This window comes from Moorella sp. E306M, from assembly GCF_006538385.1.
Taxonomy (GTDB): Bacteria; Bacillota; DSM-521; order Neomoorellales; family Neomoorellaceae; genus Neomoorella.
Genome location: NZ_BJKO01000001.1, coordinates 2,927,340 through 2,953,165, shown reverse-complemented (window position 1 = coordinate 2,953,165; position 25,826 = coordinate 2,927,340). Strand labels below are relative to the sequence as shown.

General features: G+C 57.4%; 27 protein-coding genes and 1 riboswitch. Of the genes, 26 read left to right on the top strand and 1 reads right to left on the bottom strand.

What is annotated here, in order from left to right:
* Positions 1–6: 6 nt before the first annotated feature.
* The 26 genes from FLZ89_RS15295 (at position 7) to FLZ89_RS15165 (ending at position 25,503) form a co-directional block, all read left to right on the top strand.
* Positions 7–1,689, top strand: a complete 1,683-nt coding sequence (locus FLZ89_RS15295; protein ID WP_141264340.1) for a ribulokinase — start codon at positions 7–9, stop codon at positions 1,687–1,689.
* A 450-nt stretch (positions 1,690–2,139) separates the two neighbouring features.
* Positions 2,140–2,616, top strand: coding sequence for a ribosome maturation factor RimP (gene rimP / locus FLZ89_RS15290; protein WP_141264341.1), 477 nt, complete (start codon positions 2,140–2,142; stop codon positions 2,614–2,616).
* A gap of 2 nt (positions 2,617–2,618) precedes the next feature.
* Positions 2,619–3,707: a transcription termination factor NusA gene (gene nusA / locus FLZ89_RS15285; RefSeq protein ID WP_141264342.1), complete on the top strand. Its 1,089-nt coding sequence runs from the start codon at positions 2,619–2,621 to the stop codon at positions 3,705–3,707.
* 2 nt (positions 3,708–3,709) lie between these two features.
* A complete protein-coding gene (rnpM, locus tag FLZ89_RS15280) occupies positions 3,710–3,991 on the top strand; it encodes an RNase P modulator RnpM (RefSeq protein ID WP_141264343.1) in 282 nt (93 codons plus the stop codon).
* Complete coding sequence (locus FLZ89_RS15275; RefSeq protein ID WP_141264344.1) at positions 3,984–4,292, top strand: L7Ae/L30e/S12e/Gadd45 family ribosomal protein; 309 nt, start codon at positions 3,984–3,986, stop codon at positions 4,290–4,292. Before rnpM ends, FLZ89_RS15275 begins: the two co-directional genes overlap by 8 nt.
* A gap of 18 nt (positions 4,293–4,310) precedes the next feature.
* Complete coding sequence (gene infB / locus FLZ89_RS15270; protein ID WP_141264345.1) at positions 4,311–6,899, top strand: translation initiation factor IF-2; 2,589 nt, start codon at positions 4,311–4,313, stop codon at positions 6,897–6,899.
* A 7-nt stretch (positions 6,900–6,906) separates the two neighbouring features.
* Positions 6,907–7,281 carry a 30S ribosome-binding factor RbfA gene (rbfA, locus tag FLZ89_RS15265; protein WP_141264346.1) on the top strand — a complete coding sequence of 125 codons (375 nt, stop codon included), beginning with the start codon at positions 6,907–6,909 and terminating at the stop codon, positions 7,279–7,281.
* A complete protein-coding gene (locus FLZ89_RS15260) occupies positions 7,268–8,230 on the top strand; it encodes a DHH family phosphoesterase (RefSeq protein ID WP_141264347.1) in 963 nt (320 codons plus the stop codon). The genes rbfA and FLZ89_RS15260 overlap by 14 nt, the downstream gene beginning before the upstream one ends.
* Positions 8,230–9,144, top strand: coding sequence for a tRNA pseudouridine(55) synthase TruB (gene truB / locus FLZ89_RS15255; RefSeq protein ID WP_141264348.1), 915 nt, complete (start codon positions 8,230–8,232; stop codon positions 9,142–9,144). Before FLZ89_RS15260 ends, truB begins: the two co-directional genes overlap by 1 nt.
* 12 nt (positions 9,145–9,156) lie before the next feature.
* A complete protein-coding gene (locus FLZ89_RS15250; RefSeq protein WP_141264349.1) occupies positions 9,157–10,239 on the top strand; it encodes a bifunctional riboflavin kinase/FAD synthetase in 1,083 nt (360 codons plus the stop codon).
* Complete coding sequence (locus FLZ89_RS15245) at positions 10,175–10,396, top strand: hypothetical protein (RefSeq protein WP_141264350.1); 222 nt, start codon at positions 10,175–10,177, stop codon at positions 10,394–10,396. The genes FLZ89_RS15250 and FLZ89_RS15245 overlap by 65 nt, the downstream gene beginning before the upstream one ends.
* A 137-nt stretch (positions 10,397–10,533) precedes the next feature.
* On the top strand, positions 10,534–10,803 hold the full coding sequence (rpsO, locus tag FLZ89_RS15240; RefSeq protein WP_054936069.1) for a 30S ribosomal protein S15: 270 nt from the start codon (positions 10,534–10,536) through the stop codon (positions 10,801–10,803).
* A gap of 143 nt (positions 10,804–10,946) precedes the next feature.
* Positions 10,947–13,184 carry a polyribonucleotide nucleotidyltransferase gene (gene pnp, locus FLZ89_RS15235; RefSeq protein ID WP_141264351.1) on the top strand — a complete coding sequence of 746 codons (2,238 nt, stop codon included), beginning with the start codon at positions 10,947–10,949 and terminating at the stop codon, positions 13,182–13,184.
* Between the two features lie 69 nt (positions 13,185–13,253).
* Complete coding sequence (locus FLZ89_RS15230; RefSeq protein WP_141264352.1) at positions 13,254–13,970, top strand: polysaccharide deacetylase family protein; 717 nt, start codon at positions 13,254–13,256, stop codon at positions 13,968–13,970.
* Positions 13,971–14,114: 144 nt separating this feature from the next.
* On the top strand, positions 14,115–15,149 hold the full coding sequence (locus tag FLZ89_RS15225; protein ID WP_141305236.1) for a D-alanyl-D-alanine carboxypeptidase family protein: 1,035 nt from the start codon (positions 14,115–14,117) through the stop codon (positions 15,147–15,149).
* Positions 15,150–15,174: 25 nt separating this feature from the next.
* Positions 15,175–16,440, top strand: coding sequence for a M16 family metallopeptidase (locus FLZ89_RS15220; protein WP_141305235.1), 1,266 nt, complete (start codon positions 15,175–15,177; stop codon positions 16,438–16,440).
* Positions 16,441–16,781: 341 nt separating this feature from the next.
* Positions 16,782–17,156, top strand: a complete 375-nt coding sequence (locus FLZ89_RS15215; protein WP_141264354.1) for a dUTPase — start codon at positions 16,782–16,784, stop codon at positions 17,154–17,156.
* A 46-nt stretch (positions 17,157–17,202) separates the two neighbouring features.
* Complete coding sequence (locus tag FLZ89_RS15210) at positions 17,203–17,517, top strand: hypothetical protein (RefSeq protein WP_141264355.1); 315 nt, start codon at positions 17,203–17,205, stop codon at positions 17,515–17,517.
* 5 nt (positions 17,518–17,522) lie between these two features.
* Positions 17,523–17,789, top strand: coding sequence for a YlmC/YmxH family sporulation protein (locus FLZ89_RS15205; RefSeq protein ID WP_141264356.1), 267 nt, complete (start codon positions 17,523–17,525; stop codon positions 17,787–17,789).
* Positions 17,790–17,847: 58 nt separating this feature from the next.
* A riboswitch (Lysine riboswitch) is annotated at positions 17,848–18,051 on the top strand.
* A 91-nt stretch (positions 18,052–18,142) separates the two neighbouring features.
* Positions 18,143–18,943 (top strand): 4-hydroxy-tetrahydrodipicolinate reductase, encoded by an 801-nt coding sequence (gene dapB / locus FLZ89_RS15195; RefSeq protein ID WP_256369540.1) that lies wholly within the window; start codon positions 18,143–18,145, stop codon positions 18,941–18,943.
* A 78-nt stretch (positions 18,944–19,021) separates the two neighbouring features.
* Positions 19,022–19,915, top strand: coding sequence for a dipicolinate synthase subunit DpsA (dpsA, locus tag FLZ89_RS15190; protein ID WP_141264359.1), 894 nt, complete (start codon positions 19,022–19,024; stop codon positions 19,913–19,915).
* Positions 19,916–19,937: 22 nt separating this feature from the next.
* Complete coding sequence (locus FLZ89_RS15185; RefSeq protein WP_141264360.1) at positions 19,938–20,552, top strand: dipicolinate synthase subunit B; 615 nt, start codon at positions 19,938–19,940, stop codon at positions 20,550–20,552.
* 7 nt (positions 20,553–20,559) lie between these two features.
* On the top strand, positions 20,560–21,567 hold the full coding sequence (locus FLZ89_RS15180; RefSeq protein ID WP_141264361.1) for an aspartate-semialdehyde dehydrogenase: 1,008 nt from the start codon (positions 20,560–20,562) through the stop codon (positions 21,565–21,567).
* A 15-nt stretch (positions 21,568–21,582) separates the two neighbouring features.
* Entirely contained in the window at positions 21,583–22,824 is a 1,242-nt protein-coding gene (dapG, locus tag FLZ89_RS15175; protein ID WP_141264362.1) for an aspartate kinase, read from the top strand.
* On the top strand, positions 22,811–23,698 hold the full coding sequence (gene dapA / locus FLZ89_RS15170; RefSeq protein WP_141305233.1) for a 4-hydroxy-tetrahydrodipicolinate synthase: 888 nt from the start codon (positions 22,811–22,813) through the stop codon (positions 23,696–23,698). The genes dapG and dapA overlap by 14 nt, the downstream gene beginning before the upstream one ends.
* 137 nt (positions 23,699–23,835) lie before the next feature.
* The gene (locus FLZ89_RS15165) at positions 23,836–25,503 is read left to right on the top strand and encodes a ribonuclease J (RefSeq protein WP_141264364.1); all 1,668 of its coding nucleotides are present in this window, start codon (positions 23,836–23,838) and stop codon (positions 25,501–25,503) included.
* A gap of 47 nt (positions 25,504–25,550) precedes the next feature.
* Here the strand turns inward: FLZ89_RS15165 and FLZ89_RS15160 are convergent, their stop codons facing one another.
* Complete coding sequence (locus FLZ89_RS15160) at positions 25,551–25,814, bottom strand: YlzJ-like family protein (protein WP_141305232.1); 264 nt, start codon at positions 25,812–25,814, stop codon at positions 25,551–25,553.
* Between the last annotated feature and the right edge of the window lie 12 nt (positions 25,815–25,826).

Here is a 25,826-nt window from a genome sequence, read left to right as displayed (position 1 = left end):
ATATTAATGAAATATAATAATCTGGTCATCGGCATCGACTTTGGCACCGATTCGGTGCGGGCGGTGGTGGTCGATGCCGTCACCGGAGAAGAGCTGGCCAGAGAGGTGGCATATTACCGGCGCTGGGCCGCAGGTATGTACTGCGATCCGGGCAAGAATCAATTCCGCCAGCACCCCCTGGACTATCTCGAAGGGCTGGAAGCCGCCGTCAAGGGGGCGCTGGCTGGACTCCCGCCGGGGGCGGCGCAGCGGGTGGTGGGCATCGGTATCGACACCACCGGTTCAACACCGGGTCCTGTCGATGCTGGCGGACGCCCCCTGGCCCTGCGCGAAGAATTTAGCGAGAACCCCAACGCCATGTTCATCCTCTGGAAGGACCATACCGCCGTGCAGGAGGCCGGGGAGATCAACTATGCGGCCCGCCACTGGGGCGGCAGCGATTTCACCAAATATGAAGGCGGGGTCTATTCCTCCGAGTGGTTCTGGGCCAAGATCCTCCACGTTTTACGTCACGACCCGGCGGTAAGGGCAGCAGCCTATTCCTGGGTGGAACATTGCGACTGGATACCAGCCTTGCTCACAGGCACCGAAGATCCCCGGCTACTCAAGAGAAGCCGCTGCGCGGCCGGGCATAAGGCCATGTGGCACGAAGAATGGGGAGGGCTGCCGCCGGAAGAATTCTTGGTACGTATCGATCCCCTCCTGCAGGGCCTGCGCGACCGGCTCTACAGCAAGACGTACACCGCCGCTACCCGGGCCGGGAATCTCACGCCCGCATGGGCGGAGCGGCTCGGTCTACCGCCGGGGATCGCGGTAGCGGTAGGGGCCGTGGACGCCCACATGGGCGCCGTGGGCGGCGGGATCACCCCCGGAGCCCTGGTGAAGATTATGGGCACCTCCACCTGCGACATAATGGTTGCTCCTAAGGAAACAATCGGCGATAAATTAATCGGCGGCATCTGCGGCCAGGTAGACGGCTCGGTCATACCCGGCCTCATCGGCCTGGAAGCGGGCCAGTCAGCCTACGGCGACGTCTATGCCTGGTTCAAAGACCTCCTTTCCTGGCCCCTGGAGGTTCTGCTGCCAGAAATCTCCCTGGTGGACAGGGAAATCGGGGCAAAGCTACAAGAAGAGATAGAAGGCCGCCTCCTCCAGCGCCTTTCAGAAGAAGCAGCCAGGATCCCCGCCGGTGAGACGGGATTACTGGCCCTGGACTGGCTCAACGGCCGGCGGACCCCCTACGCGGACCAGACATTGAAGGGAGCCATTACCGGCCTGACCCTTGGAACCACCGCGCCTAAGATTTTCCGCGCCCTGGTAGAGGCCACGGCCTATGGAGCCAGGGCCATCAACGACCGGTTTATGGAAGAAGGCATCGAAATCAAAGAAGTTATCGCCCTGGGCGGCATCGCCAGGAAGAACGACTTTGTCATGCAGGTCCTGGCCGATGTGCTGGCCATGCCCATTAAAGTAGCCGCCTCGGACCAGACCTGCGCCCTGGGGTCAGCCATGTTCGGCGCCGTTGCTGCCGGGCTGTACCCGACGGTGGAGGCGGCCCAGGAAAAGATGGGCTGCGGTTTCGCCAAAACGTACATCCCTGACCCTGAAAATGCCGCCAGGTACCGCGAGCTGTACCGGGACTATCTGACCCTGGGCATGGTGCTGGAGGATCATTTGCGGAAGATGTAGAGGGGTACAATTCCTCATTAAACCTGGCTTAATTGTGAAAATAGGAACATAAGCGGAGGAAAAACGGCGATGGTGTGGAGAGGGTGGGGGATATCCGGGTTAAGTACAACTTAACACCCTGAGGGGGAAGCCATGGGCTGCCGCAATTTTTTCACCCAATCAGCGCCGGGGTTGTTAACCCATTCCGGGGCATCCTCGGCCGCTAGAATACCGCGCGTATTTTTAAATGCTTGAACTTGCATTTCGCGCTAAAGGGTAGAGAAATACAACTTCCCATTAAGCGATCTGAACCGGGGGGCATAGGCCAATTTATTTTTTCCCTTGCAGCCCGGAGCAACCTGTGCTATACTATTTTCAGGTTGTTTTCACTCAGACATTACCTGGTGTGTTGCTGGAAAAGAGTGGGTCAGTGCCCACTCTTTTATGTTGAAAACCTGGGAGGCTACCCTTTTGAGCAAACTGACGGAATTAATTCAGGGCCTGGTGGAACCGGTACTGACCGGGATGGGCTACGAACTGGTCGACCTGCAGTACGGCCGGGAAGGAGGGCGCTATATCCTGCGGCTGTTTATCGACCGGCCGGAAGGTATCGGCCTGGATGATTGCGAAAAGGTCAGCCGTGCCGTCGGTGACATCCTGGACCAGGAAGATCCCATCCCCAATAGTTATTACCTGGAAGTATCGTCGCCGGGCCTGGAGCGCCCCTTAAAGAAAGAAACCGATTTTCAGCGTTTTGCCGGGCGAAAAGTGAGATTGCGTATGTTTGCCCCCATTGACGGTCAACGTCATTTTCAGGGGCGGCTCCTGGGTTACCGGGAGGGGCAGGTGCAGGTGCAGCTCGATGATGGTCGCCAGCTGGCCGTCCCCCTGGACCAGGTAGCGACTGCCAGGTTGGTGTTTGACCTGGCGGAGGATGAGGAGGCCTAAGGATGAATATTGAATTTATCCAAGCATTACAGGACCTGGAAAAGGAAAAGGGTATTAAGGTCGACATCCTGCTGGAAGCCATCGAGGCAGCCTTGATATCGGCTTATAAGAAAAACTTTGGGTCGGCTCACAATGTCCGGGTGGAAATCCAGCGTGACACAGGGGAGATTAAAGTCCTGGCCCAGCGCCAGGTGGTCGAAGAAGTAAGCGATCCCCGGACGGAGATTTCCCTGGCGGAAGCCCGGGTTATAAATAGCAATTATGAGATCGGCGATGTGGTAGAAAAGGAGGTAACGCCGCGGGATTTTGGGCGTATAGCCGCCCAGACGGCCAAACAGGTAGTCGTCCAGCGTATCCGTGAAGCCGAGCGGAGTTTAATTTACGATGAGTTTATTGGCCGGGAAAACGATATTGTTACCGGGGTTGTCCAGCGCCAGGAAGGTAAAAATGTTATCCTGGACCTGGGCCGGGCGGAGGCCATCCTCCTGCCAAGCGAGCAAAGCCCCGGTGAGGTTTACCGCCAGGGAGAACGCTTCAAGGCTTACATCCTCGAAGTACGCAAGACCAACAAAGGGCCGCAAATTCTGGTGTCCCGGACCCATCCCGGACTGATTAAAAGGCTTTTTGAACTGGAAGTGCCAGAAATTCATGACGGGATTGTGGAAATTAAGGGGGTGGCCCGGGAGGCCGGTGCCCGCTCCAAAATTGCCGTCCATTCCCGGGATGAAAAGGTGGACCCCGTCGGCGCCTGCGTGGGACCCAAAGGCTCTCGGGTGCAGGCGGTAGTCCAGGAACTCCGGGGCGAAAAAATCGATATTATTAAATGGAGCGACGACCCGGCTGTCTTTGTGGCCAACTCCTTGAGTCCGGCCAGGGTCCTGGACGTTACCGTGGATGAAGAAAATAAGGCCAGTCAGGTAATCGTTCCCGATAACCAGCTATCCCTGGCCATTGGCAAGGAAGGCCAGAATGCCCGCTTGGCAGCAAGGATAACTGGTTGGAAAATCGATATTAAAAGTGAATCCGAAGCTGGTGACTGGGATACCTGGGATAACGACCTGGAACTTGAAGGCGGGATAGAGGAGGAGTAAGCTTGCCCAAGCCCAGGAAAATACCCGTGCGCATGTGTGTCGGTTGCCGGACTCGTGATGATAAACGTAATTTATTACGAGTTGTCCGTACACCGACGCAAGAGGTGGTCCTTGACCCTACCGGGAAACGTGCCGGGAGAGGGGCCTATATCTGCCCCAGAGTGGAATGCCTGCGCAAAGCCCTTAAAAGCCGGGCCCTGGAGCGGGCCCTGGGTGTAAGCCTAACCCCGGAGGTCATGGCTGACCTCGAAGCCAGCCTCACCCGGGGTAATGGTCATGAATAAAGTTTATAACCTCCTCGGCCTGGCTTACCGGGCTGGCAAGGTAGCCTGGGGATACCAGGCAGTTATGGCGGCTATCAAGAGGCGAAAGGTTTTTCTCTTATTGCTGGCAGTTGACAGCAGCCCCCGGATGAGGGGTAAACTACTGGCAACCTGCCGGGAATCCGGCATTGAAGCAATTGTTTATGGCGATAAAGTTACCATAGGAGTAGCGCTAGGTAAACCTCCATGTGCCGTCGTCGGCGTTACTGATGCAAATCTGGCCAGGTTAATCCGGCAACATGTACGGGAGGTTGGTGCATGAGATTATGGGGGTGGTTTAATGGCCAAAACACGCGTCTACGAATTAGCCAAGGAATTACGGGTTTCTAATAAGGATCTAATGGACACCATGGCTCAACTGGGCATCTATACCCGTTCCCATATGAGTGTCCTGGAAAACGGGGAAGTAATAAAAATCCGCAACCATTACCGGCAGATGTGGCGAGCAGCCAGGGCGGCTAAGCTCAAGCAGCAACAGGCAGGAGCGACGTCGCCGGTGGAAGTTGTTGCCCAGCCCCAGCAGGTTATCGGGAAAGCACCTTCCACACCGGCGGCAGAGGCAGGGGTTAAGACCCGTCCGGAAAAAGAACAGAAGCCGGCTGCAGGGGAACCTGCCCCAGCGGCAGCGCAACCGGAACAGCACCGGGAATATGAAAGTAAGGAGCGTTCCGGCAAGGGGGAAAACGGGAACCAGCAATCAGGGAAACAACAACCCGGACAGGCTAAAAAACGGCAGGATCATAAGCAGGCCCGCCGGCGAGAAAACAAAGGCCAGGAGCAGGAAGGCCGCCGGGGCCAGGAACGGGAGGAGCGGACGGCCAGGGTTGACCAGCAGGTACAGGTACCAGCCCAGGTGGCTGCCCCGCGCCCGGCAGGTAAAGGCGCCGGCAGGCCGGCGCGAAATAAACAGCTGCGTATACCGAAACCGCCGGAGGCAGTTGCCAAGGAGGCGCCGGAAAAACGGCGGGAACGGCCGGTGGGTAAGCCGGCTGCCAAACAGGCTGAAACTGGCCGCAGCCGTAAGCTGGTAGAGCTTGAACAGCAGCGGGAGGAACGCCTGCTGCGGCGGGACAAAGATAAAAATAAAGCTAAGGTCGCTCAGCAGGAAGCACCCAAAGTCGTCCGCCGGATAACTTTGACGGGCAGCATTACTGTCCAGGAACTGGCAAAAAGGCTCGGTAAAACGGCGGCTGAAGTTATCAAGTTTTTAATGGGCCAGGGCGTAATGGCCACCATCAACCAGGAGCTGGATATAGATACGGCCGCCATTGTCGCCCAGGAAATGGGGGCCATTGTTGAGGTTAAAGAGGAGAAACCCATTACCCTCCTGGAAGACCTGCCTGATGACCCGGAAAGCTTGCAAGAACGGCCGCCGGTAGTAACCGTTATGGGCCATGTCGATCACGGCAAGACCTCTTTGCTGGATGCCATTCGGCGCACCAATGTTACGGCTACCGAGGCTGGCGGTATCACTCAGCATATTGGTGCCTACCAGGTAAAGGTTAAAAACCGGAAGATTACTTTCCTGGATACCCCCGGTCATGAGGCCTTTACGGCCATGCGCGCCAGGGGAGCCCAGGCGACGGATATAGCCATCCTGGTGGTGGCTGCCGATGATGGCGTCATGCCCCAGACGGTGGAGGCCATTAACCATGCCAAAGCTGCCGGCGTACCCATTGTCGTGGCCATTAATAAAATAGATCGTCCCGAGGCCAACCCCGACCGGGTCAAACAGCAGCTGACGGAGTACGGCCTGGTACCGGAGGAGTGGGGTGGCGATACCATTATGGTACCCGTCTCAGCCCTTAAAAAAGAGGGCCTCAATGAATTGCTGGAAATGACCTTACTCACGGCCGATATGATGGAGCTAAAGGCAAACCCCAATCGCCCGGCCCGGGGGATTGTCATTGAAGCCAAGCTGGATAAAGGTCGTGGCCCGGTGGCTACCATGCTGGTCCAGAAAGGTACCCTTAAAGTAGGTGACAACCTGGTAGCCGGGGCGGTTTACGGCCGGGTCAGGGCCCTCTTTGACGATAAAGGCGAGCGGGTAAAGAGCGCCGAGCCTTCTATGCCGGTGGAAGTCCTGGGCCTTTCCGATTTACCCCAGGCCGGTGACATTTTCCAGGTTGTGGAGGATGAAAAGCTGGCCCGCCAAATTGCCACCTTGCGCCAGGAAGAACGCCGCCAGGAAGAATTTAAGGCAGCCAACAAGACATCACTGGATGACCTATTCAAGCAGATGGAAGCAGGCGAGATCAAGGAGCTTAACCTGGTGGTCAAAGGCGACGTGCAGGGTTCGGTGGAAGCCCTGCGGGCGGCCCTGGAGCAGTTGTCTACCAACGAAGTTAAAGTTAATATCATTCATGGCGGAGTCGGTGCCATTACGGAAACCGACGTCATGCTGGCCGCAGCTTCCAAAGCTATCATCATCGGGTTTAACGTTCGCCCGGACGCCAACGCCCGGAGGGCGGCGGAAGAAGCAGGGGTAGAAATCCGTCTCTACCGGGTGATCTATGAGGTAATCGACGAGGTCAAGGCCGCCATGACCGGTCTTCTGGAGCCGGAGAAACGAGAAGTGGTCCTGGGCCGGGCCGAAGTACGGGCGACCTTTAAAGTGCCTAGGGTAGGTACGGTGGCCGGCTGCTTTGTCACCGAAGGCAAGGTTCAGAACCGAGCTCTGGCCCGGGTAATCCGGGACGGGGTAGTGGCCTTTGAAGGCCGCATTGAATCCCTGAAACGCTTTAAGGATGACGTCCGGGAAGTAGCCCAGGGTTATGAATGCGGCATCGGTCTGGAAAAATTTAACGATATTAAGATTGGCGACGTTATCGAAGCTTATATTATAGAAGAGGTTAAACGGGAACTGTAGGGAGGCGATGGCCGTGGCGCTGCGGGTTGAGCGGGTTGCCGAACAGATGAAAAAAGAAATTGCCCAGATTTTGCGGGATGAATTGAAAGATCCCCGCCTGGAAGCCGGCCTGGTTACAGTTACAGGAGTAGAGCTTTCCAACGACCTCCACTATGCCAAAGTATACGTCAGCATCTACGGGGATGAAGCCCAAAAGAGTGAGGTCATGGAAGGCCTGGCCAGGGCAACCAGCTTTGTGCGGCGGGAAATAGGCCAGCGCCTGAAACTGCGTTATACTCCGGAAATTACCTTTAAATTTGATGCTTCCATCGAGCACGGCGATCATATCAACAGGTTGCTGGCGCGCGTCAAGGCAGAGGAGCAGGGACATGACGGCCGTTGAAAGTATAGTTGCCGTCCTGGCCGCGGCCCGGGATGTTGCCGTTGTCTCTCATATTATCCCGGACGGGGACTGCCTGGGTTCCACCCTGGCCCTGGCCCTGGCCCTGCGGCAGCGGGGTGCAAGGGCAGTGGCCGTTAACGCCGACCCGGTACCGGAGATGTTCCACTTTTTGCCCGGCCAGGAAACCATCATTCCACCAGAGAAGGTAACAGAGGTACCGCCGCTGCTGGTAATGGTCGATAGTACCGACATGGAGCGGGCCGGGGAAGGCTTCAGCCAGTGGCGGGAAAAAACCCGGATGGTAATTAACATCGATCACCATGTCAGCAATACCCGTTTCGGGCACCTGAACCTGGTGGACAGCCGGGCGGCAGCAACGGCCGAGTTAGTCTATGCCGTCCTGGAAAGAATGCCGGTAACCATTACCCCGGCGATAGCCACCTGTCTTTATACAGCTCTGGCTACCGACACCGGCTCTTTCCAGTATGAAAACTGTACGGCTACGACCATGCGCCTGGCGGCAAGGCTCATGGAGCTGGGGGCGGATTTATCCCTGATCAGGGAATACCTCTGGGATAGGAAGCCCCTGGCCAGTATCCGGTTGCTGGCGGCAGTTTTACCCACCTTGACCCTGGCCTATGACGGTAGGGTAGCTTGGCTGACGGTTTCCAGGGCCGCGTTAGAGGCTGCTGGTGCCCGGCCGGAACATGCCGAAGGGCTGGTAAATTACCCGCGCAGCATTGCCGGCGTTGAGGTAGGCCTGCTCTTCCGGGAATTGCCTGGCGGCCTGGTTAAGGTTAGTTTGCGCTCTAAAAAAATCGTCGACGTTAACGCGGTAGCCGCCCGCTTTGGCGGCGGCGGCCACCGCCGCGCCGCCGGCTGCACCGTTAAAGGTGACCTGGATACCATTGTAGCCATGGTTGTTGCGTCAGCAGGTGAGGAACTTTAATGGTAACAGGTTTTATCAACGTATTAAAGCCTCCCGGCCTTACTTCCCACGATGTCGTCCAGGACTTGCGCCGTCTTTTAAAGGAACGGAGGATTGGCCATGGCGGCACCTTGGATCCCATGGCTGCCGGGGTGCTGCCGGTAGCTGTGGGCAAAGCCACCCGTTTACTGGAATATATCCAGGCCGGTGGCAAGGCTTACCGGGCGGAATTTATCCTGGGGCTCAAAACTGATACTCAGGATCTCGGCGGCCGCGTCCTGGCCAGACCGGGGTGCCCGGGCTTAAAGCTCGAAGAGCTTCAGGCGGCGGCCCGGCGTTTTACCGGTACAATCGACCAGGTACCTCCCATGGTTTCAGCAGTTCATTACCAGGGACGGCGCCTCTATGAACTGGCCCGGGAGGGGCGGGAGGTGGAAAGACCGACCCGCCGGGTCAACATCGAGACTTTCCAGGTGCTTAAAGGATGGCCGGACGGGCCGTTCTTCCGGGTTGTGGCAGATATTACCTGTTCCAAAGGCACCTATATCCGTACCCTGGGAGCCGACTGGGGTGATTACCTGGGTTACGGGGCTACCCTGGCCTTTTTGCTGCGCACCCGCGCCGGCGGTTTTAAACTGGAGGAGGCCTGGACCCTGGAAGAAATTAAGGTGCAGGTGGCCGGTGGCAGCCGGGACTTTCTCCTGCCACCGGCAGCGGGTATTACCCACCTGCCAGCAATTACCGTCAGGGATAAGGCCATCAAAGCAGTGGCTAATGGCGCTATCCTCGACCCGGCTGACTGCGCCCTGGTACCGGCGCTCCGGCCGGGGAGCCTGGTCCGCCTGGAAACCCCCGGCGGGGTTCTCCTGGCCGTGGCCAGGGTGGTGCCAAAAGGTGAAGGATATTGTTTTAAACCCGACAAGGTTTTGCAGTAAAGGAGTAAAGCGATGCAAGTACGGCAGGGAATACCTGAAGGGGAAATAGCCAGGGGCTGCTATCTGGCCCTGGGGAATTTCGATGGCGTCCACCGGGGCCACCAGCAGCTCATTGGCAATATTGTTCAGAAAGCCAGGACGGAGGGGAAACTGGCAGTAGTTATTACCTTTTCACCCCATCCCGTCCAGGTACTAGGTGATAACCCGCCAGGCCTTTTAACGACCAGGGCCATGAAGGAAAAATTGATAGCCGCCCTGGGAGTTGACTTTTTGTTTATCCTGCCCTTTACCAGAGAACTGGCGCAGCTTCCCCCGGAAACCTTTGTGCAGGATATTCTCTGGCCCCATTTTCAACCGCGCCTGGTGGCCGTGGGCTTTAATTTCACCTTCGGCCACCGGGGCGCGGGCACGCCGGCTTTATTGCACCGGTTGGGAGAAGAGCTGGGTTTTAAGGTCGAAGTAATGGCCCCGGTAACCTACAAAGGGTTAACCGTCAGCAGTACCGCCATTCGCAACGCCCTTGACCGGGGCGATATTTTGCTCGCCAGAAAACTCCTGGGCTACTGGCCGGTCTTGGCCGGTACCGTCGTTGGCGGCGACCGGCGCGGTCGTGAACTCGGTTTTCCAACTGCCAACCTGGCCGTACCGCCGGAAATCAAGCTGCCAGGATGGGGCGTTTACGCCTGCCTGGCCCGCTTCCAGGGCCAGGTGCACCGGGCGGTGGTCAATATCGGCCGCCGCCCTACCTTTGGACCGGCCCTGCCGGCAACTATTGAAGCCCATTTACTGGACTTTGAGGGCAACCTCTATGGCCAGGAATTAGAACTCGAGCTGCGCGCATATTTACGCCCGGAGCGCAAATTTGCTTCTATCAGGGAATTAGTAGCCCAGCTGCAGGAAGACTGCGCCAGGGCGCGCGAGTTACCTCTCAACCCTGAGACCGGCAGGCGTAACCACACGCAGGGCCATGGCGTAAAATATACTGCGGAGAATCCAGAAATTTACCATGGCCAGATTGGGGCTGGGAAAAATGAAGGTATTGATTACTGCCCACGCCAGGAAACGCCTGCAGGACTTTCGCCAGGAACAAATTAATGAGCATGATATCCAGGTAGCAGCCAGGAGTATCCCCGGCCATATACCCACGGCCACCCGTTTTCGGGGTTTTATTGCAGCTTCCGGGCGCCCCTTTGACCTGGTGGTGAAAGATGTGCTGGCCGGGCGTCTGGTGATTACCATTATTGGTAAGTAACAGGCAGGCAAAAGGAATAGTTGCGTTTAGTGCCCGGTAGGCCTATAATATAGTTAATGAACCCGAGGCGAGGATTAGCGAAGCTCCGACGCTTTTCTTGGCCCGCTGGGGATTTTAAGGAGAAGGAGGTGACGCTGATGGCCCTGGATCCAGCCAAAAAAAGGGAAATCATCGCCCGCTACCGGCAGCATGAAAATGACACCGGCTCACCGGAAGTCCAGATTGCCATCCTGACGGAACGCATCAACCACCTGACGGAACACCTGAAGGTGCACCACAAGGACCATCACTCGCGCCGGGGTTTGCTGAAAATGGTCGGTCAGCGCCGAGGTTTACTTAACTACCTGCGGGACAACGACATTGAGCGTTACCGGCAAATTGTTGATGCCCTGGGTTTAAGGCGGTAAATTTCTTGGGAGCGGTCGGGCCGCTCCTTTTTTTAATGAGTTTTTGACAGTATTTAGGGCGACATTGGAAGGAAATACTATAACAAATGTCGAATGAATTAAAGTTTATTAATGGTATGATTTAAGGGGGCTACTTGAAACTAATGCAAGGGGTATTAAGGAAAACCCTCACCATTGCCGGCCGGGATTTAATCCTGGAGACCGGTCGGCTGGCACGCCAGGCAGGTGGTGCCGTCCTGGTAACTTACGGCGGTACCATGGTGCTGGTCACGGCCACAGCCGCAGCGGAACCGCGGGAAGGAATCGATTTTTTCCCCCTGACGGTTGATTACGAAGAAAGGCTTTATGCTGCTGGCAAAATCCCGGGCGGTTTTATTAAACGGGAAGGCCGCCCCAGCGAAAAGGCCATCCTCTCGGCCCGGTTGATTGACCGGCCCATCCGGCCCTTATTTCCCAAGTATTACCGCAACGACGTCCACATCGTCGCTACAGTCCTATCGGTAGATCAAGATTGCCCGCCCAATGTGGCCGGTATCATCGGCGCTTCGGCCGCCCTGACCATCTCAGCCATTCCCTTTGGGGGGCCCATAGGGGCGGTAGGGGTAGGTTTAATCGACAACAAGCCGGTTATCAACCCAACCCTGGCTGAAGACGAAAAAAGTTCTTTAAACCTGGTAGTAGCCGGTACGGATACGGCTATTATGATGGTTGAAGCAGGGGCCAAAGAGGTTCCCGAGGATCTGATGCTGGAATGTATCATGCAGGCCCATGAAGAGATTAAACGTATTGTCGCTTTTATCAATGATTTCCGCGCTGAAGCTTTAGAGCTGGGCCTGGCCAAAGAAAAGCAGGAAGTAGTCGAACCCTGCCTGACTCCCGAACTGGAAAGCCAGGTCCGGGAGATTGCCGCACCGCGCCTGCGGGAAGCCATCTACACCAGCCGCGATGAAAAGCTCGCCAAGCAGGAAAGGGAAAAGCGGCTGGAAGCCTGCCGGGAAGAGATCAAGAACCTGGTGCTGGCCGGCAAAGAAGAGATGCTGGCGGAGCACCCGGAGGTACCTCGGTTGGTCAATGATTTAATTGCCAAAATAGAGAAGGAAATTGTCCGGAGAATGATCCTTACCGAAGGCGTCAGGATAGACGGCCGCGCCCTGGATGAGATCCGGCCCATTACCTGTGAAGTAGGGGTATTGAGCCGCACCCACGGCTCGGGCCTCTTTACCCGGGGAGAAACCCAGGTATTAACGGTAACTACCCTGGGCCCCATCAGTGATGAGCAGATCCTGGACGACCTGGGGGTCGACGAGTCCAAACGCTATATGCACCATTATAACTTTCCTCCCTATAGTGTCGGGGAGGCGCGGCCTATCCGTGCTCCCGGCCGCCGGGAAATTGGCCATGGTGCCCTGGCGGAACGGGCCCTGGAACCGATGATCCCCCCGGAGGAAGAATTCCCCTATGCCATTCGCCTGGTTTCCGAGGTCCTTGGTTCCAATGGCTCCACTTCCATGGGCAGCGTCTGCGGCAGCACCCTGGCCCTCATGGACGCCGGTGTACCTATTAAGGCGCCGGTGGCCGGGGTGGCCATGGGCCTGGTCAAGGAAGGGGACCAGGTTGCTATACTCACGGACATCCAGGGGATTGAGGATGCCCTGGGAGATATGGATTTTAAAGTTGCCGGCACCAAAAACGGCATAACAGCCTTGCAGATGGATATAAAAATCCCGGGCATAGACCGGGCCATTTTAGAACGGGCCCTGGAACAGGCGCGACGGGGACGCTTGTTCATCCTGGAGAAGATCCTGGCCACCATCCCGCAACCGCGGCCGGAGCTTTCCCCTTATGCCCCCCGGATGCTGACCATGACCATTGATCCCGATAAAATCCGCGATATCATCGGGCCGGGTGGCAAGATTATCAAAAAGATCATTGAAGAAACCGGTGTGGAGATTGATGTCGAAGACGATGGCCGCATCTTTATCGCTTCCACCGATGCCGCCAATGGGAAGCGGGCGGTAGAGATTATCCAGGCCTTGACCCAGGAAGTGGAAACGGGTAAAGTATATAACGGCAAGGTGACCAGGATAACCGAATTTGGCGCCTTTGTCGAAGTTATCCCCGGGGTCCTAGGTATGCCCGGCAAAGAGGGCCTGGTGCACATTTCGCAGCTGGCCAACGAGCGGGTGGAAAAAGTGGAAGACGTGGTCCAGGAGGGCGATTATATTCTTGTCAAGGCCATTGGCTTTGATTCCCAGGGGCGGCTTAAACTGTCCCGTAAAGAAGCCCTGCCGCAAGCAGTACCTGAAGGGGGCGGGCGCCATTTTCGCCGGCACGGCCGGGAAGGCGGTAACCGCATTTTAAACAGCCGGCGGCCGCGCTAGCCGCCGAGTCTGATTACGGCGTGAAGGGCATATACATTGATCAGTACTCAATAAAAGGTGGTGCGGTCAATGTATGTGCTCTACTACCGGCGGCAGTGGCTGCGGCGGTTAGGGGTTTTAGCAGCCGCGGGGTTATTACTGGTCCTTGGTTTTACTGCCTGGCGCTGGCTGGCGGGAAGGGCAGTGCCGGCCATGAAAACCCAGCCCATTTACCAAGGTGACCCGGGTCGCAAGGCCGTGGCCCTGACCTTTACCATAGACTGGGGCGAAGAATACCTGCCTGCTATTTTGCAGGCCCTGCAGCAAGCCGGCGCGCGGGCCACCTTTTTTCCCACGGGCCAGTGGGCCGAACGTCACCCGGACCTGGTGCGGGAGATGCTGGCCGGCGGCCATGAAATAGGTAACCACGGCCAGAGCCATCCCCATCCCGATAATTTAAGCCGGGAGGAGAACCGCCGCGACATCCAGGCAGGGGAAGCGACCCTGATGGCCATTACCGGCAAGAAACCTGCCCTCTATTCTCCTCCCTATGGTGAGAGTAAACCCCAGGTGGTGGCAGCGGCTGGGGACCTGGGGTATAAATTCATCATGTGGACCATCAATACCGGGGATTATCTGCCCAATACCAAACCCGAGGATATCCTGACGACAATAATCCCTAAATGCCAGAACGGTGCCATTGTCCTGCTGCACCCAACCGCACCGACAAGCAAGGCCATGCCGGAGCTTCTAAAACAACTAAAAGAACGAGGTTATGCCCTGGTAACAGTTTCCGAGCTCCTTTAAAGAAGGTGCCCGTTTTTTATAAGGCCGTCCTTCCCTGGATATAATAACCTCTGTTTAATGAAAATTTTCCGGGGGAGTGAAGGCCTGTTGCGAAGGTTTGTTTGCGGGCTGCTTCTAATCATAGGTTACTTGTTCTGGTCCGGAATGGCAAAGGCTGCCAGTGAACCTTACCTTACGGCACCGGCAGCTATTTTAATGGAAGCCAGTACCGGCCAGGTTCTGTATGAGCACGGCGCCAGGAAAGAGCGGCCACCTGCCAGTACGACGAAAATCATGACCGCCATCCTGGCCCTGGAGCTGGGCCGGCTGGATACCCCCGTTAAGGTAAGCGAGTATGCCGCCACCACGCCCGGGGCCAGTATCTATTTGACCACGGGAGAAATAGTGACCCTGGGCGACCTGGTTAAAGGGGCCCTGCTGAATTCCGGCAATGACGCCACCGTAGCTATTGCCGAAAGCCTGGCCGGCACGGAAGAGGATTTTGCTTGGCTCATGAATCGTAAAGCCCTGCAAGTGGGGGCCTATCACACCCATTTTAACAATCCCCACGGCCTGACGGATCCGGGCCATTATACCACCGCCTACGACCTGGCCCTCATGGCCCGTTACGCCCTGGGCAACCCTGTCTTTCGCCAGTTAGTAGCGACGCAAGAAGACCAGATCCCGGCGCCGGAAGGTGTGCGCTATCTCTATAATACCAACCGCCTGCTTGGCTCCTATCCCGGTGCCGATGGAGTAAAGACAGGTACAACCAGTGACGCCGGTCAGTGCCTGGTCGCCTCGGCTACCAGGGAGGGACGCCAGCTCATTGCCGTCGTCCTGGGCAGTTCCGACCGCTATGCTGACGCCCGCGCCCTCCTGGATTATGGCTTTAACGGCTTTTATAACGAAACAGCCAGGGCCGGGGAACCTGCCGGCCAGGTGTATGTCAAAAACGGGGAAGTGACTGCCGTCCCTGTAGCGCCGCTGATGACGGCCGGTTTTACCGTGCCCGTGGCCCAGGCAGCTTTCCTGGAAAAGCGCGTGCTCCTGCCAGCTTTTGTCAAAGCTCCCATCAGCAAAGGTCAGGAACTGGGCCAGGTAAAAATCCTGTACCAGGGCCGGGAGGTTGCCAGCTCTACCCTGGTAGCCACCCGGGATGTTGCCGCCCTGCCCTGGTGGTCAAGGTTCAAGAAATAAAGCAGAAAAAGTTAGGGGGAAGGGGATGTACCAAAAAAATATCCTGGATAACGGCATCCGGGTGGTAAGCGAAGAGGTTCCCTTTGCCAATTCCATAGCCCTGGGGGTATGGGTGCGTACCGGTTCCCGCAATGAAGACGAAACCAACCAGGGCGTTTCCCATTTTCTGGAGCACCTGTTGTTTAAAGGGACAACCAGGCGGACGGCCCGGCAGATAGCCGAGGAACTGGAAGCAGTCGGGGGGATAATCAACGCCTTTACAACCAAGGAATATACCTGCTTTTACACCCGGGTGCTGGCCGAACACCTGGACCTGGCCATAGACGTTTTGAGCGACATGCTTTTTAACTCCCTCCTGGCCGTCGAGGACATCGAAAAAGAGAAAAAGGTCATCCTGGAAGAAATCAAGATGTACGAGGATTCCCCCGACGAACTGGTCCATGATCTCTTTGCCCAGACCATCTGGCCCGGGCATCCCCTGGGCAGGGCCATTCTTGGTACTTATGAAACAGTAACCAATTTAAACCGCGATATCATTTACCGCTACTACCAGGAACAGTATAACAGTGCCAACATTGTCCTGGCGGCAGCCGGGAAATTTAACACCGCTGAACTGGTCGCCAAACTGCAGGCGACCTTCGGCCTTAAAACCTGCCCCGGCAAGCAGGGGGAATACCTACCCCCAAAAAGCCGGCCCAGGGTTAGCATTAACATTAAAGACACGGAACAAGTGCAGATCTGCCTGGGGGTTCCGGGGCTGCCCCAGGATGATGCAGCCATTTATGCCCTCCAGGCTCTGAACAATATCCTGGGTGGGGGTCTGAGCTCCCGCCTGTTCCAAATTATCCGCGAAGAACAGGCCCTAGCCTATTCCGTATACTCGTACCATGCTGGTTTCAGCGACAGCGGCCTGTTTACCGTTTATGCCGGTACCAGCCCGGACAATTACCTCCAGGTAATAGCCTTGATTTTGGAAGAAATCGCTTCCTTAAAAAACAAAGGGGTAACGGCACAAGAATTGAAGCGAACCAAGGACCAGATCCGCGGCAATTTGCTCCTTGCTCAAGAGAATGTCAACCATCGCATGAGCCGGCTGGGCAAGACGGAACTCACCTTTGGCCGGGTAATTACGGCGGAAGAAGTAATCGAGCGGTTAAATGAGGTAACTGAAGATGACGTCCAGGCCATCGCCAGGCGTATCTTCCAGCCGGAATACTTATCCCTGACCACCCTGGGGCCGGAAGTCGAACCCCTGGACCTGGCCGAGTGCGCCCGCCGGGCCGGGATATAGGTTGGCAACTGGTGGCGCGTAGTTTCTCGAGAGGCATTAGGGTGGGGATATGTCCCGGAGCCGCGAATAGTGGAGCAAAGGTCAAAAGGACAGGCGAAGTGAGGCAACCGCTGCCGGAGCCGAGGACGCCTGAGCGTACCCTGGCTAGGAATACAGCGCTATCTCATAGGAGGATCTAAGCCAGCGGAACAGGAAGCCTGTTCATGGGCAATCCGCAGGCGACGAGCAGCGGTCCGAACCGAGCCGTCGTCCTGTCGGCGCGTAACTCCTGAGCGGCGGAGGGACATATCCCCACCAGAAGGTACCATTTATAGCAGACCCTATTTTCGGAGGATCACCGGATGGATCGTTTAGAACATATCTTTGCGCTGCAGGAGCGCTTCGACCAGGACCTGGCCCGTCGGCGCAGGCTGCCGGATTACAGCGCGGCGGAATGGATCCAGAAAGAAGTCCTGGCCATGGTCGCCGAGCTGGGGGAACTCCTGGAGGAAGTAAACTTTAAGTGGTGGAAAAACCCCCATCCTTTAGACCGCGAAGCCATCAAAGGCGAACTCGTCGACCTCCTCCACTTTCTCGTCAGCATGTGCCTAAAAGCCGGCATTACGGCAGAGGAATTTTACCAGGCGTATCTCGCTAAAAATAAGGAAAACTTTCGCCGGCAGCAGGGACTGACGGACCGCCAGGAATATGCCGCCCGGGAGGACACGGAAGCATAAAGCAAACATCTCCCTTCATATGTTTTAGCGAAGGGAGATGAAATCCATGCTGACGATCTTTTTTTCCGGCCTCCTGCTGCTGCTTTTTATCCTGGCCCTCAGGGCCAAGGTCGGCTTTTATCGCAACAGCAGTGTGGAAGCGGCAGCCAGCCCCGTTTCCCGGGCCCTGGCCGAACTGGTGGCCCTTGCCGGGGGTATCTACCTCTCCCTCGTGCTCCTGGTCAGCTTCTTAAAGATCAGCCTGCCGGAAACGATAGCCATCGGGGGCCTGCTGGTCGATCCCCTGGCCGTTGTCGCCCTGGTAATAGCTCTTATCCAACCCCTGGTGCTGGGTCTCTGGCCGCGGCTGAAGGGGCGGTAGAGGTTATGCGCCTGTCGGAACTCATGGGCAAAGAGATAATTAACCTTTACGACGGCTCCCGCCTGGGGCAGATTGGCGATGCCGACCTGGTCCTGGACCTGGCCGGGGGGACCATTGCAGCCATTGTCCTGCCAGCCCGGGGGGGATGGTTACCTTTCTTTGGCGGCCGCCAGGAGCTGGTGATCCCCTGGGAAGCCGTCCACAAGGTCGGCACCGAAGTAGTAGTCGTCAGCCTGGATCCCACCTACAGCCGCCGGCGCGAGAAAGATTGACAGGAATTTTTCCTGATGGTATCATAAGATAAACAAAGCTATAAACTCATCTCGTGTGCAGTGGGGTAGAGGTGCAGCGGGCAAGAGTACTGCCGGTGAGGCGGGCACCGGTGAGCCGGCAGGAAAGGGTACGCTGCCGAAGGGAGATGGTTGGCCCGGGCTATCTCCCTGGGCCGGTCGCTGAAGAAGGGCCGGACTGTCACCGTAGAGGCTGGTGCCACGAAGGATCGTTGCCTATTTACGGTGGAGCGCTACTCGCACGAAGAGGCCTGGCGAGATGAGTATTCTGGTAATCCGGGGGAAAACCGGAGCGGGATGCTCATGGTTTTCCCTTAATTTTTTAAGCGGGGTGGATAGCAACGATCAGGGTTGTAGTTACCGGTGCCGCCGGCCGCATGGGCCGGGAAATGACGAAGGGCCTGCTGCAGGCAGAAGACATTGAAGTGGTAGGGGCCGTAGACCGGGTGGCGGTGGGTACGGATATCGGCACCTTAAACGGCCTGCAGCCGCACGGTGTGCCCATTAACGACGACCTGGCGGCAGTGATAAAAACCACTAGTCCCCAGGTCATGGTCGACTTTACCGTGGCGGCCGCCGCCCTGGCCAACGCCCGGCTGGCCGTAGAGCAGGGAGTAAGCCCGGTGATTGGCACCACCGGCATCAGCCTGGAGCAGCTGGATGACCTGCACCAGCTTTGCGAATGGAGGCAAGTGGGCGCGGTGGTGGCACCCAATTTTTCTTTAGGGGCCGTCTTAATGATGCACTTTGCCAGGCAGGCCGCCCGTTACTTCCCCCGGGCGGAAATTATCGAAATGCACCATGAACAAAAAATCGATGCTCCTTCGGGGACGGCCTTAAAAACGGCGGAACTAATGGCCGGGGAGATAGGGACGGTGCCGGCCCCGCCGGTGGGGGAAGAAAAGGCTGCCGGGGCCAGGGGGGCCACCCACCGGGGCCTGTCCATCCACAGCATTCGCCTGCCGGGAGCGGTGGCCCACCAGGAGGTAATTTTTGGCGGCGAGGGACAGCTCCTGACCATCCGTCATGACACTATCAGCCGGGAAGCCTTTCTGCCGGGGCTTTTACTGGCTGTAAGGCGGGTCCTCCACCTCAAGGGGGTGGTTTACGGGCTGGAAAACTTGCTGGAATTATAGACCTGGCACCTCCCGGAGCGCCCTCACATATATTGCAAGTAGTACAGGTGTACTAACTTGGCAGGAGGTCGTTCCGGCATGGGCGGGATACTGTCAGGGATCAGGGTGGCAATGCTTGGTGGCGATGCCCGGGAAGTCCTTCTCCTGGAGGAGCTGCTGCGCCAGGGGGCCGAGGTCAGGACAGCCGGCCTGGGAGACCTGCCGGAGCAGGAAGGCTGTACCCGTTGTGACGATCCCCTGGACGCCGTGCAGGGGGCAGGGGTAATTATCTTGCCGGTACCGGGGATTAAGGCTGGAGGTATAATCCATGCTCCGCGAGCGCGGCAACCCCTATATTTCACCCGGGAACTGGCCGGGGCCATCCCGGCAGGAACGCCGGTCCTGGTAGGGGTGGCGCGGACCTACCTGAAAGAAATAGCGGCGGAGCGCGGCTGGCAGCTGGTGGAGACGGCCGAGATGGATGAAATGGCCATCTTAAATTCCATCCCTACGGCCGAAGGGGCCATCATGCTGGCCATGCAGGAACTCCCCATTACCCTCCACGGTAGTGAAGCCTTTATCCTGGGACTGGGCCGGATCGGTTTTACCCTGGCGCGGATGCTGGCCGGGATTGGAGCCAGGGTAACGGTAATCGACCGGGGCGCGTCCGACCGAGCCCGGGCTTATGCCGAAGGCTGGCCGGCCTTTACCTTTACGGAACTGGCGGCCATAGTCGAGCGGGCTGACGTCATTTTTAATACTGTACCTGCGCCGGTCCTGACAGGAGAACTCCTGGCCCGGACCAGGCCCGATGTCCTGATAATTGACCTGGCGTCGGACCCGGGCGGCACAGATTTCACTGCCGCTGCGGCCCTCCGGCGCCGGGCCATGCTCGCTCCGGGACTGCCAGGTAAAGTAGCCCCCCGGACGGCCGGGCGGATCCTGGCCCGTATTTATCCCGCCCTCATATTAAAGTGCCTGGGACGACTGTAAACCCTACGTGGAGGTGCTGAAAATGCGGCTCAAAGGCAAAAGGGTAGGGTTTGCCGTCACAGGCTCCCACTGTACCCTGGCGGCGGTTATCCAAGAGCTGGACAGGATAGTTGCTGAAGGTGCCCAGGTTGTCCCTATTCTGTCCCCGGCTGTCAGGGACAGCGATACTCGCTTTGGCACCAGTGCCTTCTGGCGGGCGGAGGTAGAAAGGATTACCGGGCAAAAAGCCATCGATACTATTGTTACGGCGGAACCAATCGGTCCTAAAAAACTCTTTGACGTCATCGTAGTCGCCCCCTGCACCGGCAATACCCTGGCCAAACTGGCCAACGGGATTACCGATACACCGGTCCTGATGGCCGTGAAGGCCCAGCTGCGGAACCTGCGGCCGGTGGTGCTCGCCATTTCCACCAACGACGGCCTGGGGGCTAACGCCGTAAATTTAGGCCGGGTAATGAACATGAAAAATATTTACCTGGTCCCCTTTGGCCAGGACGACCCGCACGATAAACCCAATTCTCTGGTAGCCAGTATGGATTTAATTGTTGATACCATTCTGGCAGCCCTGGAGGGGCGCCAGATCCAGCCCCTTTTACTGGGTCCTCCGCCAAAGGGGCAGGTGACAGGAGGAAAGTAATTAGCTGATGAAGACTTACAATGTTGCTGTAGTTGGTACCGGAGCCGTAGGCCAGACCATGCTCAAGGTGTTGGAGGAGAGGAATTTTCCCGTCGGTCAACTGAAGGTCCTGGCTACCAGCCGTTCGGCGGGCAAGACCGTGACCTTCAGGGGCGAAGAGTATGTTGTCGAAGAGACTACACCGGCCTCCTTTGCCGGGATCGACGTGGCTCTCTTTGCCGGCGGCGAAGCCAGCAGGATTTACGGCCGCGCGGCGGTTGAAGCCGGGGCGGTGGTGATTGACAACAGCAATAATTTCCGTATGGACCCCGAGGTGCCCCTGGTGGTACCGGAGGTCAATCCCCAGGATGTCCGCTGGCATAAAGGTTTAATTGCCAATCCCAACTGCTCCACCATCCAGATGGTGGTAGCTTTAAAACCCATTTATGATGCTGCCGGCATCAAGCGAATTGTTGTTTCCACCTACCAGGCCGTATCCGGAGCCGGCCAGGAAGCCATTGATGAGCTGCGGCAGCAGAGCCGGCAGGTATTGGCCGGGGAAGAGGTAACAGGTAAAGTTTTTCCCTGGCAGATAGCCTTCAACTGCCTGCCCCATATCGATGTCTTCCTGGAGAACGGGTACAGCAAAGAAGAGATGAAAATGGTTAATGAAACTAAAAAGATTATGGGGGATGATCAGATCCAGGTCACAGCCACTACGGTCCGGGTACCGGTCTTTAACGGCCACTCGGAGGCAATTAACGTGGAGACGCGGGAAAAACTGACGGCAGCGGCGGCCAGGGAACTCCTGCGCCGGGCCCCGGGGGTCGTAGTGGTGGATGACCTGGAAGCAAAGGCCTATCCCCTGGCCATCCAGGCCGACGGCCGGGATGAAGTCTTTGTCGGCCGTATCCGAGAAGATTTTACCATCGCCAACGGCCTGAATATGTGGGTTGTAGCCGATAATTTGCGTAAAGGTGCGGCTACCAACGCCGTCCAGATTGCGGAACTGTTGGTGCAGGAGGGCCTTCTATAGAGCGAGGTGACGGCCATGAAGGTCCTGGTCCAGAAGTTTGGCGGTTCGTCGGTAGCCACCCCGGAACAGCGGTTAATGGTGGTCCAGCATATCGAAAGGGCCTGCCGGGCCGGCTACCGGGTGGCCGTCGTCGTTTCGGCCATGGGCCGCCGGGGGGCGCCCTATGCCACCGATACTTTACTGGACCTCTTGGGGGACAATCAGGTTTCGCCCCGGGAGCGCGACCTGCTCCTGTCCTGCGGGGAGATTATTGCCGGTGTCGTTTTAAGCGCCACTTTACAGGGACAGGGTATACCGGCCGTTTTTCTCACCGGCGGCCAGGCCGGCATCATTACCGATGCCCGCTTTAATGATGCCCGCATCCTCAGGGTGGAGCCCCGGCGGGTCCAGTCTTACCTGGAGCAGGAGCGGGTAGTGGTGGTAGCCGGTTTCCAGGGGGTTACCGAAGCGGGGGAAATCACCACCCTGGGGCGGGGCGGCAGCGATACTACAGCCGCAGCCTTAGGCGTGGCCCTGAAGGCGGAAGCGGTGGAGATATTCACCGACGTCGACGGTGTCAAGACGGCCGATCCCCGCATCGTCAGCGACGCCAGGACCTTGAGTACCATCACCTATACGGAAGTCTGCCAGATGGCCTATGAGGGGGCGAAAGTAATCCATCCCCGCGCCGTGGAAATCGCCCGGGAAGGAAATATACCCTTAAAGATAAAGTCAACCTTCGGCGACGGGCCGGGCACCCTGGTGGTGGCCTGGCAGCCCGGACCCAGCGGCGTGCACATCAGCCGCGACCGGGTGATTACCGGTATCACCCATATGGCGGGCCTGACCCAGCTCAGGGTTACTTTACCTGAAGGAGAAAGGGCCGAAGCTGTTTTCCAGACCCTGGCCCAGAATAACATTAGTGTTGACTTCATTAACGTCTTTCCCGGGGAACTGGTCTTTACGGTTGCCGCCGGCGCCGCCGGCCGGGCCGTGGAGCTGATTGAGGGGCTGGGCCTTAGCGTTGCCGCCCGCCCTGACTGTGCCAAGGTGGCTGCCGTGGGGGCCGGCATGCGCGGCGTACCCGGGGTAATGGCGACCATTGTCACCGCCCTGAACCGCGAGGGAATAAAGATTTTACAATCGGCCGATTCTTATACATCTATATGGTGCCTGGTAGACAAGGCAGACATGGAGCGGGCCGTGCAGGTCCTGCACCGGGAATTCAAGCTGAACGATGAAGAAACAGGTGAGGTGAAAGCTTATGCCGTGGGGTAGAATCCTCACAGCCATGGTGACTCCCTTTACAGCCGACGGCAAACTAGACCTGAACGGTGCTAAGAAACTGGCCGCTTACCTGGTAGAACATGGCAGCGACGGCCTGGTGGTGGCCGGCACCACCGGGGAGTCGCCGGCTCTAAGCCACGAAGAAAAAATAGCCCTTTTCCGGGCTGTTAAAGAAGCAGTGGGAGACAGGGCGGCAGTCATTGCCGGCACAGGTACGAACTCCACTGCCGCCAGCATCGAACTTTCCCGGGAGGCAGAAGCCCTGGGGGTCGACGGCCTGATGCTGGTGGTACCCTATTACAACCGTCCTTCCCAGGAGGGCTTATACCAGCATTTTAGAGCCATTGCCGAGGCCGTTTCCCTCCCGATAATATTGTATAATATACCTTCCCGGACGGGGCGCAATATGGATGCGGCAACGACCCTGCGCCTGGCGGAAATTAATAATATCGTCGCCGTAAAGGAAGCCAGCGGCGACCTAGACCAGGCGACAGCCATTATCAGGGAGGCACCAGCCGGTTTTTTCCTGTACAGCGGTGACGACTCCCTGACTTTACCGTTAATGGCCGTAGGCGGGTATGGCATTATCAGCGTCGCCGCCCATGTGGTGGGCGATAAGATGCAAGCCATGGTCAGGGCCTTTGTTAGCGGGAATGTGGCCGGGGCGGCAGCCCTGCACCGGGAGCTCTTCCCCTTATTTAAAGCCCTCTTTATTACCAGCAACCCGGTACCGGTGAAGGAAGCGCTGCAAATGCTGGGCCTGCCGGCCGGACCGGTACGTTTGCCCTTAGTCGGGGCTAGCCCGGCGGAAAAGGAAAAAATCGCTGCAGCCATGAAGGCAGCGGGTATTTTACCGGCGGGTTGATGTTGCGGGATAAGGCCCCTTGAGGTATAATATATTATAGCTGGTTTAGAACGTGGGTTAAAACCGGGCCGGCAGCAGGCCCGGTCTTTAATTGTGGTGGCGCTATAATTTTTTCTTTGACAAATGGAGGTGGATTGATGGCCGAAAATGAGCAAAAGGTTTCCTTGATTCCCCTGGGCGGCCTCGGGGAAATAGGCAAGAACATGATGGCGATCAGGTACGGGAACAGCATACTGGTCGTCGACTGCGGCCTGACCTTTCCCGAGGAAGAAATGCTGGGCGTTGACGCGGTCATACCCGATTACAGCTACCTGTTGGAACACCGGCAAATGGTGAAGGGGATCATCGTTACCCATGGCCATGAAGACCATATCGGCGCTTTACCTTATGTGCTGAAGGACCTGAATGTACCCGTGTACGGCACCAGGCTGACCCTGGCCCTGCTCCAGGCCAAGCTAAAGGAGCAGGGGAACCTGAACGGGGTCAGATTACAGCAGGTTAAGCCCCGGGAGACGCTCCGGATCGGCCCCTTCAGGGTGGAGTTTATCCATGTCAGCCATTCCATTGCCGATACCGTCGCCCTGGCCATCCACACGCCGGTGGGGACCATCGTGCATACCAGCGACTTTAAGATTGACTACACGCCCATCGATGGCGAGGTATTCGACTTCTACAGGTTTGCCCGGCTGGGGGAAGAGGGCGTCCTGGTGTTATTGTCCGACAGCACCAATGTCGAGCGCCCCGGTTATACCATGTCCGAGCGGGTAGTCGGTGAAACCTTTGATGAAGTGTTCCGCCAGGCCAGGGAGCGTATTATTGTCGCCAGCTTCGCGTCCAATATACACCGGCTGCAGCAGATAATCTCTACCGCCTACAAGTATAATCGTAAAGTAGCCGTGGTAGGCCGGAGCATGGTCAACGTCGTAAACATTGCCATGGAGCTGGGCTACCTGGATATCCCGGAAAAAACCCTGGTGGATTTAAGCGAGCTGGCCCACCTGCCCAAAAACAGGACAGTGATTATCTCTACCGGGAGCCAGGGGGAACCCATGTCGGCCCTGACCCGCATAGCCAGGAATGATCACCGCCAGATCGAGATAGTTCCCGGAGATACGGTGATTATATCGGCGTTGCCGATACCCGGCAATGAAAAACTGGTAGCGCGGACGGTAGATCAACTCTTCAGGCAGGGGGCTGACGTTTACCACGAAGCTATAGATGGGGTCCACGTTTCCGGCCACGCCAGCCAGGAAGAGCTGAAGCTGGTCTTAAGCCTGGTCAAACCCAAATTCTTCGTCCCCGTCCACGGCGAATACCGCATGCTCATCAAGCATGCCCGCCTGGCGGAAGAACTGGGGATCCCGCCGGAGAATATCTTTGTGGCGGAAAACGGCCAGGTGCTGGAGTTCACGCGCAAGCGGGGCGCCGTTACCGGCAGGGTGCCGGCCGGGAGGCTCCTGGTGGACGGCCTGGGTGTGGGCGACGTAGGTAATATTGTCTTGCGGGACCGGAAGCAGCTGGCCCAAGATGGACTTTTGATAGTCGTTGTGACTTTAAGCAAAGAAAGCGGGGCCGTCGTTGCTGGGCCGGATATTGTCTCCCGGGGCTTTGTCTATGTCCGGGAGGCCGAGAAACTGCTGGAGGAAGCCAAAGAAAAGGTCCGCCAGACCCTGGACAAATGCGAAGAACGCAGGGTGACTGACTGGGCGACCATCAAAGGCCATATCCGCGATTCCTTAAGCAAGTTCCTCTATGAGAAGACCAGACGCCGCCCCATGATCCTGCCGATTATCATGGAGGTGTAATTTTTGCACCGGGTGCTGGAGGGCCCCGGTTCTTTTATAAAACCCTCTTAAATTAAAGTGGGTTTTAAATCAAGGCTACCAGGGTTAAAGACACGCCGGGGAGTAAATTCCAGGATTGTGCCCGGCTGGAAGGGGCCGGCCAGGTAGTCCACTGGGTCGGTGCTGATCAGACGGACCACCCGGGCCTGGTTGAAGCTTAAGGGTTCGATTTCAAGGGTTAAGTGACCAACCTTGATGTCCTGGCGGCGGGGGCAGAAATTTTCTGCCCCTTCCCAGATAAGCTCCCACGGCATAGGGCTGTAGATGTACATAATTATCACCCT